This window comes from Candidatus Kuenenia stuttgartiensis, assembly GCF_900232105.1.
In the GTDB taxonomy this organism is placed as follows: Bacteria; Planctomycetota; Brocadiia; order Brocadiales; family Brocadiaceae; genus Kuenenia; species Kuenenia stuttgartiensis_A.
The window spans coordinates 2,258,898-2,271,876 of record NZ_LT934425.1 but is presented as its reverse complement, the minus strand read 5'-3'; the positions used below and the strand labels follow the sequence as shown (position 1 = coordinate 2,271,876).

General features: G+C 41.3%; 12 protein-coding genes. 5 read left to right on the top strand and 7 right to left on the bottom strand.

Annotated elements, in window-relative coordinates; translation table 11 throughout:
- The 3 genes from KSMBR1_RS10440 to KSMBR1_RS10430 all read left to right on the top strand — a co-directional run bounded on the left by KSMBR1_RS10440 (position 1) and on the right by KSMBR1_RS10430 (position 3,303).
- Positions 1-570 carry a pyruvate kinase alpha/beta domain-containing protein gene (locus KSMBR1_RS10440; RefSeq protein ID WP_099325279.1) on the top strand — a complete coding sequence of 190 codons (570 nt, stop codon included), beginning with the start codon at positions 1-3 and terminating at the stop codon, positions 568-570.
- 104 nt (positions 571-674) lie between these two features.
- Positions 675-1,814: an ATP-binding protein gene (locus KSMBR1_RS10435; RefSeq protein ID WP_099325278.1), complete on the top strand. Its 1,140-nt coding sequence runs from the start codon at positions 675-677 to the stop codon at positions 1,812-1,814.
- 157 nt (positions 1,815-1,971) lie between these two features.
- A complete protein-coding gene (locus KSMBR1_RS10430; RefSeq protein WP_230405713.1) occupies positions 1,972-3,303 on the top strand; it encodes a sigma-54-dependent transcriptional regulator in 1,332 nt (443 codons plus the stop codon).
- A 70-nt stretch (positions 3,304-3,373) separates the two neighbouring features.
- Here KSMBR1_RS10430 and KSMBR1_RS10425 read toward each other — a convergent pair whose 3' ends face one another.
- The 5 genes from KSMBR1_RS10425 to KSMBR1_RS10405 form a co-directional block, all read right to left on the bottom strand.
- Positions 3,374-3,967 carry a penicillin-binding protein activator LpoB gene (locus tag KSMBR1_RS10425; RefSeq protein WP_099325276.1) on the bottom strand — a complete coding sequence of 198 codons (594 nt, stop codon included), beginning with the start codon at positions 3,965-3,967 and terminating at the stop codon, positions 3,374-3,376.
- Positions 3,968-3,985: 18 nt separating this feature from the next.
- Positions 3,986-4,414: a YcfL family putative periplasmic lipoprotein gene (locus KSMBR1_RS10420; protein ID WP_099325275.1), complete on the bottom strand. Its 429-nt coding sequence runs from the start codon at positions 4,412-4,414 to the stop codon at positions 3,986-3,988.
- Between the two features lie 144 nt (positions 4,415-4,558).
- A complete protein-coding gene (locus tag KSMBR1_RS10415; protein WP_157820522.1) occupies positions 4,559-6,124 on the bottom strand; it encodes a COG3014 family protein in 1,566 nt (521 codons plus the stop codon).
- 170 nt (positions 6,125-6,294) lie between these two features.
- The gene (locus KSMBR1_RS10410; protein ID WP_157820521.1) at positions 6,295-7,197 is read right to left on the bottom strand and encodes a CsgG/HfaB family protein; all 903 of its coding nucleotides are present in this window, start codon (positions 7,195-7,197) and stop codon (positions 6,295-6,297) included.
- A gap of 175 nt (positions 7,198-7,372) precedes the next feature.
- Positions 7,373-8,506 (bottom strand): PEGA domain-containing protein, encoded by a 1,134-nt coding sequence (locus tag KSMBR1_RS10405; RefSeq protein WP_099325272.1) that lies wholly within the window; start codon positions 8,504-8,506, stop codon positions 7,373-7,375.
- 572 nt (positions 8,507-9,078) lie between these two features.
- Between KSMBR1_RS10405 and KSMBR1_RS10400 the strand changes: the two genes are divergently transcribed.
- Both KSMBR1_RS10400 and KSMBR1_RS10395 read left to right on the top strand, forming a co-directional pair.
- Positions 9,079-10,161: a hypothetical protein gene (locus KSMBR1_RS10400; RefSeq protein ID WP_099325271.1), complete on the top strand. Its 1,083-nt coding sequence runs from the start codon at positions 9,079-9,081 to the stop codon at positions 10,159-10,161.
- A gap of 2 nt (positions 10,162-10,163) precedes the next feature.
- Positions 10,164-10,997, top strand: a complete 834-nt coding sequence (locus tag KSMBR1_RS10395; RefSeq protein ID WP_157820520.1) for a hypothetical protein — start codon at positions 10,164-10,166, stop codon at positions 10,995-10,997.
- Positions 10,998-11,540: 543 nt separating this feature from the next.
- Here KSMBR1_RS10395 and KSMBR1_RS10390 read toward each other — a convergent pair.
- Both KSMBR1_RS10390 and KSMBR1_RS10385 read right to left on the bottom strand, forming a co-directional pair.
- Entirely contained in the window at positions 11,541-12,155 is a 615-nt protein-coding gene (locus KSMBR1_RS10390; protein WP_099325269.1) for a DinB family protein, read from the bottom strand.
- A 196-nt stretch (positions 12,156-12,351) separates the two neighbouring features.
- Positions 12,352-12,942, bottom strand: a complete 591-nt coding sequence (locus KSMBR1_RS10385) for a TetR/AcrR family transcriptional regulator (RefSeq protein ID WP_099325268.1) — start codon at positions 12,940-12,942, stop codon at positions 12,352-12,354.
- Positions 12,943-12,979: the final 37 nt, after the last annotated feature.

The window sequence follows — 12,979 nt, the reverse complement described above, 5'->3', positions numbered from 1 at the left end:
ATGTTGAAAAAGAACATCTTCTATTTTGAAAAACCGGGAAGAGAAAATACAGAGGAATGCATAGAAATAGCCGCATCATCTGTCTCTGAAGGATATAAACACGTTGTTGTTGCCACTTCCGTCGGTGAGACTGGCGTTGCAATGGCAAAGAAACTGCACGGTAAAGAGGTAAACCTTGTAGTTGTAACTCATTCAGCCGGTTTTCAGGAACCCAATCATCAGGAATTGCTTCCTGAAAACCGGGATCAAATCGTAGCCCTGGGAGGCAAAATCTACACAGGCACCATCCTTACACACTCAATAGAAACCGCTTTTTCGCAAAAATTTAACGGACTTTATCCGGCGATGATCGTTGCACAATCGTTACGAAGACTGGGCGAAGGATTAAAGGTTTGCTGCGAAATTGTTATGGAGGCATGCGATGCGGGACTCATCCCCGAACGGGAAGAAGTGGTTGCGGTTGCCGGCACAATAAGGGGCGCAGATACCGTATGTATAATAAAATCTGCCGCCTCAAAGAGGTTCCTCGATGTAAAAGTACTTGAAATCCTGGCGAAGCCACGTTGTTAATCCACCCCGGCGCCCTTTTTCCATACCAAAATGTAGAGACGCACGACCGTGCTTCTCTACCTTAACTCCGATGCGAACCTTTCTAATGTCTGGAGGAAATAAAGTTGGAAGTATCCGGGAATTTTCTACAAGCAGCCATTGATGGTATTCGCGCATATATCAATATAATCGACAAAGAGTACAATATATTGTTTGTCAACGACGCGGTAACAAAGAAACTCCGGAAAACACGCCAATCCATTGTCGGGAAAAAATGTTATGAACAATTATGGAACAAAAATGCACTCTGTGAGAATTGCGTAACTCCAAAAGTCTTTGAAGACGGCAAACCCCACCAAAGGATAAACTGGGAGAACAACGCTGCCGGAAAAAATCGCTGCATTGAACATTTTGTATTCCCAATACCAAACAAACATGGCCAGGTTGAATTTGCGGTAGAAATCTTTATGGATATCACCGAAAAAAAAATGCTGGAAAAAGAACGGGAAGAACAGCGTTTGGAATTGGGCAAAAGAATACGCGAACTTCGTCATGCGTACGAAGAACTCAAATCTCTGCAAAACCAGCTTTTGCAGGCGGAAAAAATGGCTTCAATAGGACTCCTCGCCTCCAGCCTAGCTCATGAACTAGATACACCCCTTGCTACCATCTCCGGGTATTGTGAGTTGTTATTGGAGGAAGTTCATGATGAAAAAGCTCTCGGCAAAATCAAAACCATCTCCGACCAAATCGCCAGGTGCCAGAAGGCAACACGAAATCTATTAATTTTTTCCAGAAAGTCCGATAGTGAGAAAAAGGAATATCATATAAATACGTTAATAACTACTATCCTGGCGCTGGTGGAACATCGTTTAAAAATCCATAAAATAAACATCCGCAGGGCATTTGACAAACAGTTGCCCCCTTTATTGGTAGAAGGAAATCAAATCCAACAGGTTATTTTAAACCTTGTAAATAATTCAGTGGACGCCTTACCCAATGGCGGAGACCTGTTTATCAAAACGAGGATGAACAATGCAGAAAAATCCGTGGAAATTGTATTTGAAGATAATGGTACAGGCATCCCCGAAAAATATCATAAACGTATTTTCGAACCATTTTTCACCACAAAAGAACAGGGAAAAGGCACCGGTCTTGGTTTGTCAATTTGTAAGGACATAATTTCCGCACATAACGGCACGATACGCCTTGATAACAATACAGACAAGGGGACAAAATTTATTATCTCACTCCCCTGCAAATAGTAGCTTAAAAGTTGTTTTTTACATTTTTTGGCAAAAGATTTAATTGTCCCTTCTGCCGTCGGCAATCTACAGTCGGCAGTCGGCGGTTGACCAATGACTAATAACTAATAACTGTAGTAGGTTTTTATAAGGGAGTCATACTCTGAAAAAAATATTAGTGGTAGATGATGACCCGGCATTGGGAGAAATGTGTACGGAACTCCTGAAAAGCAAAGGATATGCAGCGGACGCCGTTACAAATGGCGCTGATGCCATAGAAAGGATTTCAAAAGATCCGGAGTATGCCATTGTCCTCACGGATTTTGTTATGCCGGAAATGGACGGCATACAACTGCTCTCAAAAATCAAACAGATCAATTCCGCTATTGATGTGATTGTAATGACCAGTTACGGCACCGTCTCAAGCGCCGTAGAAGCAATGAAGCACGGGGCGTCTGATTACATAACAAAACCTTTTAAACGCGATGAACTTGTTCTGGTGATAGAAAAAATACTGCAAATGCAACGCCTCGAAGGAGAGGTAGACCGATTACGGTCTGAACTTGGAGAAAAATACACCTTTGGCAATATCATCGGAGAAAGCCCTAAAATTAAAAAAATATACGATATTATCTCCCATGTCTCAGGCACGGAAGCAAACATACTCATCCAGGGCGAAACGGGCACCGGAAAAGAACTGGTGGCAAAGGCAATACATTATAACAGCGCCAGAAATAACCACCGCTTCGTCAAGGTAGATTGTTCCTCTTTAACGGAAACCTTGCTGGAAAGCGAACTTTTCGGACACGAAAAAGGCGCTTTTACCGGTGCGACGAAAGACCGGGTTGGGCGTTTCAGAAAAGCAGACCATGGCACTATCTTCCTTGATGAAATAGGTAATATCTCCCTTGCCGTTCAGGCAAAGCTGCTGAGAGTCCTGCAGGATAGTGAATTTGAAGCGGTAGGTAGCGATGAATCCATAAAAGTTGATGTGCGCATCATTGCCGCTACGAATGCCGATCTTGAGGGTTGCGTTGAAAAGGGACTTTTCCGCAGCGATCTGTTTTACCGGCTTAATGTAATACGGATATTTCTACCGCCATTAAGAGAACGAACAGAAGATATCCCTCTGCTTGCCGCCCATTTTCTAGCTATACACAACAAGAAAAACCGGAAAACCGTGGAAGGGTTTTCCCGCGATACACTAAATATACTCACGTCATATGCGTGGCCCGGAAACATCCGCGAACTTGAAAATGTAATTGAACGCGCGGTAATTCTCTGCAAAAAGAACAGAATCACCCCCGAAGACGTTCCCTTATATCAGGAAAAAATGGGGACGCGCCCCGGCCTGTCCGGAAAACCGCTTCAGGAATTATTGGAACAGACCGAACGCCAGATAATCATAAATACATTAGAAGCCAATGACGCCGATAAGGAAAAAACCGCAAAAATACTAAAAATCTCCCGTGCAAGTCTCTACAATAAACTCAACAAATACAAGATATAAGCATAGGGGACACATCCCATCCACATCCCACAAGGATAGTCATATTTATGCACAATTCCGGCAGGCAAAACTACCATCCAATAACGCCTTTTTTGCTTTGTTTTGAGAGTTCCTTTTCATCTTCCCATACGGCAAGGCCTGCGTTATTCGTGAGGGAAAGTTGAAAGGTATAAGTTACTTGTCTTATGTCATTTTGCCGTTCACGTTTTTCAATGATCTTGCCTGAAAGCGAGAAATCCGGCATGCGCTGCGGCTCTGTTTTGTCGCTATAAAATTCTTTCTCCTGTTGTATGCCTTGCGCCAGAGGGTCTTCGGCTATGCCACCCAATCCGATTGTAGTAGTTGTCAGCGCCTTTCCACTTATATTCAGCGCAACCCTGATCTTTTTTATTAACAGGTCAGTATCAATCTGTTGAGTAGTATTGTTTGTAATGCGGCTTATCGCAAGCATTGCCGGCTGGATTGGTGCAGTATCCAACGCACCCGACGCCAGAAGCGAATTAATCATTTCCTCCGCCGCATACGAAAAGTCCTGAATGTTTATATCAGTAGTGACGATGGTACGCGGGCCTCCGGTCTCAACATATCTTGTATGGGTAGAACAACCGGCAAAAAATAAAGATGCTACTGCAGGCAACACAACTACGGTTAACGGTAATTTCATCTTGTATCCTTTCTTCTCTTAATTATCCCTGACGTTTTCCATAAATTTCACACGAAAATCACGCGCAGTCTGTTTCGGCGCTGTCGCAGTAATAGAAAGTGTCTCTTGCCCCTCTATTTGTCTTGGAACCCATACAGATGCAGGTGTATCCACACGCATACCATTCTCATCGAACCATTCTATTTTGTAAGTAAATTCCTGCATGGAATTTTTTCTGTTAAGTATTTCTATCTGCAGTTGAAGAAATCCACCCGGCGTTACGGCTTCGTTCAATCCAACGATGCTGACCTTTTTATTAAGCGTAGCATCGGTAATAACACGTTTGTCAGTAACCACCTGCTTTGTTCCTACAGGCTCTTCACGCTCCACGGTGTTAACTGTGGTGCATGAAGAAAAAAAGGTTATGCCAATAAACATCCCTGCTAATAATAGTGTAATATTTTTCATGCTGCCTCCTTTATAAATTGTTTAATTGCTGGTCATTCAATCTTGTTCCCTTGTAGGGGCGAAGCATTTGCCGGTTTGGGTATTAACGCCTTCATGACTATTTACAACAAATACTTCGCCCCTACTTTTTCAAAATCCAAAGTGTTACGGCATTTCATGTTTTGTCTCTGTATTTTTCTCTTTTTGAACATCTTGTTCTGCGGAAAAGGCCTTAGCATCTGTAGCCGCAACTACCGGTTCTGGGCGCCTTACCGGCAGGTTTATCCCTTCCGGACTATCTTTTAGCCTGAATTGGGCAACCGTAAAAGGACTATTCCTGCTTATGGATTTAACCCATACCACATTCATTATACCATCATCTATTGTTACCGGTAATTTGAAACCCGAATACGGTTGTTCCAGTTCAATTTTCCGGTCAACCGGTGTAGGAAAGCGGCAAAAATGAAATTCCTTAGGCAGGGTCTGCCATGTCCTTATATCAGCCTGATTCATTGCCGCCTGATATACGAATGCCGCAAACATCACGACAAGCCCTGCCGTTGTATTTTTTTGGTTGCCGCCCGTTACGCCTGTGTATGCGCCATATGCTGCACCAGCCTTTATTGCAGAAGCAATAAGTGTTTTAGTAACTATGAGAGATAATTCATTTTTAAAATCCTGCGCAATAACGGCATCCATGCTTGACAACAACATTGCCGGCTCTGTCAGACCGTCATGTGAAATGTTCAGAGAGGAGATAAAATCATTATTATATACAAGTTTAGGAATCGCCGCACCAAAGTAAGGAAGGCCAGGCATTATGAAAAAAAGCGGCAAATCAATACGAATGCTATCCCTTGCCGGCGCTTGCCCTGTTTCAAAGATAACATAGGTGGTAGCCTGCAGTGGTTGCCCGATCATTCTTTGTCTCACCATTTCAATATCCTGATTGATATATGCATTTTCTCCAATCATGCTACGCACCCGTTCAAATGATTTCAGTGATCGCTCCAGGTCTGAACTGCTTGTTGCCTGCGCCATAAAATAGAGGGCATCGAGATAAACAGTAAGAGGGTTGACATAAAGCTCAAGGGCTTTAAACCGCTCAAGGTCTGAAAAATTATTTTCATATTGTTGCTTAAATTTACTGTCACTATTAATTTGGGCAAGATTAATATTGTAGTTTTGCTTTTTCCCTTCTTCCTGCGCTTTTTCAATTCGGGCTGAATTTATATAGACAGCATCTTCCTGTCGTTGATGTGCGCGGTAAAGTTCGACACGCGCCTTTTCATACTCTGCCAGTTGAAGATAATTAAGCGCTTTGTAGGTATTCATCATAATTTTGTCATACGCAAAACCTTCATAAGGCAGCATTGCAAGGTTAGTGACAGTTGCTAACGTCTCGCGGGCAACTTTTACCTTTGCCTTATCCTCATACTTATCAATAAGCTCTTCCGCCAGATCAAATGCCTTGTTGCTTTCTTCGTATTTCCCTGCAGTTCGCAGGACTGCCCCCTGCTCCAATCTCCACACAACAGCGTCCTTTGATTCACCTTTTTTTTCTGCCTGTTCTGATATTAACGCTGCCGCCTCATGGAAATTGCCGGATTTCCACTTTTGGTTTATCCTCTGTGTTTGCATATTGTAACTGGCGCATCCGGCACATAACAACATCGATACCGTCATACTCAATAAAATGTGATGCCATATAGTTTCTCTCTTGTGTCTCATACCAGCAAATTTGTCATAAAATTATGTTAAGGCAATTCACCCAATTTAATGTTTAGGCATTTTCAATATTTTTGTAGAGACGCATGCAATGCGTCTCTACCTTAACATCAACCCGCATGGAAATCTGCAATCCGCAATTTGCCGATTGCAGACTGCCTACTGCCTAAATTTTACTGCGCTTTTCTCACTATTGCCCCTTTATCAATCCCGTGATCTTCTATAATCTCAGCCGTCGATACCTTCGGGAGTATATTAACAATTTTCACCTTGCCAACCAGGATTTCTTCCCTGCCGAGGGATTCGTTTGTATCGGGATCAATCAATTCATCCCCCACTGCAAAGATGTCCCATATCTGACCTGAAGCAATATCAGTTTCATCTCCCCGGTTAATAGTAATCCGGTTATCTCTTTTACTTAGTACTTTTGGAGGGAAAATCACATCTGTCATCCTTTGAGCAATTTTATCCGCCATTTTGCGTGCAATTCCCACTAACAGCGCTTCATTGAGATCGCCATCCCTTGTCGAATAGGTTTTATTTTCAGAAATGTCCTTATTGCTTATCTGAAAATTGGCAGATTCCAGCAATTTGCCGGTAGTGGTGTCATATATTTTGCCGATACATGAAAGCCTGATAACCCGTTTCGTAGCGGTTCTTCCTGTTTTCTTAAATGTTGCAAGCTCGTTATAATCCTGAAAATCATCAATTGTTGCAACGAGTAAATACTTTATCCCTGAAATCTTAAATTGTTTCGCAGCGGTGCTGTCATCCGCGGAAACATTTCCGGAATGTGCAAACTCCTGTTCTTTAACAATATCGTCAAGATCATTACGGGCAACTATCTGAAATTTTCTGGTTGCGTTAATGCGGTCTGCCAATTGCCCGTTCATAGATTGCATCACGCGGTCTAAAGAAAGCCTACTTCCACTCCTGTTAGCGCCAGCTATTATAGCTTGTGTCGGTCTAACGGATGCAATACCCATTGTTTCTCTTTCTGCAAACGCCCTTGTTTGCATCAAAAACGCCAGCGCACATCCTAAAAAAAGTATTTTCATCATGGTCGGTTTTTTCATACACACCTGCCTTTCTTGTAAAGTAGGGCGAAGCATTTGCCCGTTCGGGTATGAACGCATTTATTGCAATTTACGGTAAACGCTTCGCCCCTACACTATGCGGCAAACACCGCTATTATTGAGATTTTTCAAAATACCAAAGTGTTACAAAAGTGTTTCTTCCTGGTTTTCCGTGCTACCAGAACAATTCGAAGATGGAGTTTATTTCCTTGGCTACATCTGCCTTTACGTCAATCTTGAATCCGCTTTGCCGTAACATCTGCGCACCTCCCTTTATTAATTCAACATTGGCATCCGTTAATTTTTCGCCGTTTTTCAAATGCTGAAGAAAAGCGGTATTATCCTTCCACCTTGCATAGCCAGCTTCATTCATCTGCAATGCCACCTTCAACCTTTGTACGTTATAAACATTAATTGTTCTTTCCCAGTCCCTGAATCCCTCACGGGTAAGCCGGATCTTGTTTAACCCGGGTGGCGCTTTAAAAACGCCAGGTGCAGCGCCAATAACAACGCCGTTGAGTTCTACGGTTACATCCAATACCTGCACTTCAAGGTTGCTGTTTTGCACTACAACCATAGTCTTGTCTTCCTTTACCAGGACGTCAGGCACACTTACCGGAAGTTGCACAAGGTCTTGCATGCCGCAGGCAATGGTGATTTCCACAAAATCAGGCTTTGGCGGAGGCGGGGCAATATGCTTGCTCCCCAAACTTTCTGCAATCCTGTATGCCGACTCATCCAGCAGCATATTCATCATGTCATCATCTTCAACCGTACTCCTTTCGGTAAACCGCTCAGATTTGCTTGCCATAATTGTATCCGCAACCAGGGTGCTACCTTGTAAACCTTCCAGTATTTTGTAGCTGGCACGCAGATTGGTGACTAAATTAACTGTTTCGACGCCATATCCTTTAAACTTTTTCTTTTCTGTTCCAAAGGAACTTATCGATGCGGCAATAAGATAGTCGGCATTCATCATTTGTGCCAGCCTTAGTGCGGATGTATTGTTACTGAGAAGTGTATCCAGTCTGTTTTCTTTTGCCGCACCTGGGGAGTAGGTTTTCAAACTGTCTGTTACCACTTCACGGCTAATGACGTTAAACCCCTTTTCAGCAACACGGCTGGTAATAAAATCCTCAAATACTGCAATCTTATTATCAAACTGGCGTCCTGCCCTGTTTTCCACAAAAATTGCCGCTTTGTGCACCTGTTTATCATCTTGCTGCGCGAAAAGATATGCATTTAAGGAAATAAAATACAAAAGCATAAAGCCTGTAACAAAAGACATGCGTTTTAAAAAAAGCGACATAATTCACCTCCTTTTGGTATATTTCTGATTTCATAAACCTTATTTGTTCGATCATATTACACATTTAATCATTATATTAACTCATATTTTATAAAATATAGCTCAATAAATCACGATTTAGTTTGTTTGAATCGCATATCCTTGAGGATTGTAAGAAATCATTTGTATTGTAACGCTTTAGTTTTTTGAAAAATTCCGGGAAAAAAGGAGAACCCCGAAGGGATAATTATGATTATAGAAAAACTTGGGGGTTTCAATCCTCATCCAGCCCGAAGCTTAGTCGCTCCACTCCCCGCAATGACAAATGTTTTGAACATTCAAAGCATTTGAATTTAGGATTTGTTTCGTATTTCGATATTCAATATTAGAATTTGTTCTCAATATTTTTTTTCAGTAATGCGTCTTCACACTGTCAGCGTTGAATTCACACATTATGAGCCTGTTGAGTATATCTTCGGAGGTATGATTGTTCCTCGATTGTGGAAATTAATTGAAATACCAAAATATATTGACTAACATTATGGTATTATGTTGATTTATATTTCAGGCTTGTTTTATTTAGGAAAGATGCAATGAAAATTACCATGTTAGGATACTCAGGGTCCGGTAAAACCACTCTCATGCACGGAATGGCCTCCACCCTGGCGCCGGGAAACGCAGACCATGATTATGCTTTGATCCCAAGGCTAAAAAATGATGATGAATTGGCGTCTTTTAATGAAGAAGTTGATGTACTGGTTGATTTTATGGAAAATACCGTAGAGCATGCAGGTTACTGGCCTCTCGGAACGAATAAAACCACCGTATATCCATTTGCAATCGAATACCTAACAAACCATAAAATTACAAATATAGAATGGGTGGACTTCAGAGGAGGGCTTTTATCACATATTTTTAAACCTGCACATAGAGATGAAAAAGAACTGGAAGCGCTGTTTTTTCACTTAATCGAAAGCAATGTGGTGGTGATTGTTGCAGATGCTTATCATCTTACTCATTTTACCAGAATTGATGAAATCAGACATTTTTCCGGTGCTAAGATTATTAATCTGATAATGAACAGGTTTGACAGAATATACCCCAACAGAAAATTGAACATCTTAATTGTTCTTACCAAGGCCGATTCTGTTGATTCCTGCTGGAAGGAAGAAGATTATAAACAACTCCTTGATAAGGGAATGGAAGTATTTGACCCGGTGGTGAAACTTTGCCGGAATAACAGCAACTGGAATGGCGGTATCCTGCCGGTTTCTGTTATTGGTGAAGAAAATGTAGAAAGAAAAATTACCCCGAAAACCGATTCGGATAGCCCTATGGATATCCCTTTTTTAGCGGAAGACAAAATTATAGGACTGCCCCAACCGTTTAACACGGAATATGTTCTTTATTTTTGTCTTGGCTTTTCCTTGTTGCAAATGAAAAATGCGGCAAAGGAATCTATATCTGATTATCAAAAAACCATAGAGCAGGTGCTTCAGGATGCCGGGACATTAAACTCAATCTGGTCATTTTTACGCGGCAGGCCAAGCGCTGCTGAAATCGCCCGCAAGTCCTCGGAAAAGAAAAAGAGAGACGAAGAATCCTTGCTTAAGTTTGAAAGCCATATAGATACACTTATGGATTATACCAGGAAAAGGGTAAGGCTTTTTGCGTGAATGTGGAACGATTCATATATTCGAGGACTTTGACTGCTGACTACCGGTGGATTGTTACGTCTCCTTTACTTTCTTCTAAAGAGACACACCTGCTTGAACGCTTTATTGATTTTTTTAAAAAATATCGTTTCGCATACGCAAAAGCCCCGCTTAAACCGCTTTTTTGCATAAATTTTCCGGAAACTACTGTGCTTTTTACCCTTCAAAGCAGTATGTTCAAAGATGAATTCGGCAGGGACATTTATTCCCTGGAGGGCATTTGCACAGGTCGTATTCACAGGAAAATTTTATGGAAAAAAATGCCAGAGATAGTAGACAATTACACAGGGGTGCTTAATCCCTGGACCGATATAAATTTCCGGAAAGCAGATAATCTGGTAAATAACCCATCTGCGTCCTACACTCTGGAAAGTCTGATTCCTGATAGAGTCCCGCCCCAGCCTCAAACCGAAAGCATGGAAGTTCTGCCGGAATCGCAAACTCCCTCCGGCACAATCATTATTCCTTTTGTTGAAGAAGGATTAAGAAAACTGAAAAAAACAGTTAATTCGTCTTCTTTTTCACCATCAAATTTTGCATTTGGATGCACCACCGACATGCTGAAAGCAGGGCAATTTCGCATAATAGCTTACGTAGATGACAAGAACAGAAAAGAATCCATTGGAAAACCTGCAGAAAGGAAAAAAAACAAATCACCCATTTCCGGCGCCTCTGATGCTACTGTGAAAATTACAACAGAAAATATGCAAAAAATTAAAGAAAAAAGACGTTTCTTCACAGACGAAAAATGGAAGAAAATAGTTGATAGAATACGGCTCGTATTCCTTAAAAAATAATTGCAATATGTTTTATAACGATTTGTATTCCCTCAATAATTCTCTGAACTTGCCAAAGGCTGCTTCATATCAATTTACTCTGCAAGGTCAACCTCGGCACTATTTTTAGCAAGGACACCGGAGGTCAAATCTTTCAAAATGACATGGCCTCGCTAAACTCCAAAGACGCTTAATATTCTACCTGCTTTTCTCCCTAGCTTCATAATAAACTCTTCCCTGTGTATTTTCCCATTTTCTTTCTACAGCAGCATATTAAAGATGAGCGGTTTGTGCATAGTGGAAATCCGCTCAATCTTCAGAATCCTTAACATTTTGTATCGTGTTTTACTAAAAAACAATTTGCAATGTTTCCCCTTGTAGTCTACGCAGTGTTTAAAGACTATGAAAGAAATTCACTGGCATAATTCAGGGGACACCATACTTAATTTTAGAGATTTTAATTTGTCAAACCGCAAGTATGGAATGTCTGCAAAAGTCCAAAAATCATGTAGCGCAATGTGGTTAAACCATTCTGCTTCCACCCTGCCACGCCATGTTCCTTAATTATTTTGTTTCGGGCCGTTCAGTACATGGTTTGTCACCTGGCCCTGGTAATGGAGCTTTATTATTGCCTCCAGCCGTTTCTCCTTCAATCAAGGCTTCGATACTTGGATATGGATATATTGTTTCCGCCTTGTTTTGCATTAAACCTCCTGTATCTGCAGTTGGGCCATACGTACTGTAAATTTCCCTGCCTATAATTCTGAGCAGCATTGTCATCTGCCCACGATGGTGAGCGGTATGGGCAATTCTCCTTGTGACAATCCAGGCGCGTGAACGCCTGACATTAAAAAAGCTTACTTCTTCCTCCCACCATGCATTATCTTTTTCTCTCAATGCATCCAGGCGTTTCCCGGAATCTTTCGCATAGCATTTAATAAATTCCAGCCGTGTTTCATTTGATGGTAATGGAAGAGCCCCTACATCAATTCCAAGCATATTGCAAAACCACACATTCTCTCCCATGCATTGATGAACCATATGCTCATGTGCATTTCTTCCCCTTTTGTCCTGCGGGTGAGGGCGTCTTTTTAAGTCGTCATCTTTAAACGTACTCCAGGTGGTGAGCGTTTTAATACGTTCAGTTTCATAAGTATCTACAAGGAATTTATATGCCATCTGCAATCTCCTTTCATTAATTCAATATAATTGTATAAATTGGGTGAGTTTCAAAATAGAAACCCCTAACGGTATAATAAAAAGCTTTGTAACATTTTAGTCCTTTTCAAAAAACTATAGTGTCGCAAAAGATTAAACCTCCTAAACATTGAATTACTAAAGGCAGACAAGTCTGTCTTTGAATATCAAAAATTTTTTAGATATCTATATTTAATAATATGCATGCGGCGTCTCTGGCTGCCTTGACAGGCCATGCCTGTCCATAGTTTTGACTGGCAACAATTGCTCCTTCTATCAAAACATAAACCATATCCACATCCTTCTTAATATTAATATTATTATAACGCTTATCAGAAGCCTTTAATCGAGATAACATTTGTTTTAAATATAACCTTAAGTCGTCCTTATGTTTTACTACCTCTGTCCTGATCTTGCTGTTAAGAGAAGGTACCTCGGATGCAATATTTAAAAACGCACACCCCCTGAAATTGCATTTTGTCATCCACTCACTTAAAAATCCAAATACCCCTTTGATACGGTCTTCAATAGATGTATGTTTTTCAACGCTGCTTCTTAACCAACCCATCCAGACAACATGACGCACCTGCAAATACGAGACGCAAAGATTTTCTTTTGAGGAAAAATGGTGGTAAAACGTTGCCTTTGCAACCTGCGACTCAGCAATTATCTGGTTAATGCCAGTGGCAATATACCCCTGCTCATAAAATAACCGCAATGCGGTTTCTATTATTCTGTCTCTTGGAGAATTCTCAGCTTTATTATCCATAATTCAACATATACCAGACAGACTTGTCTGTCAAGGG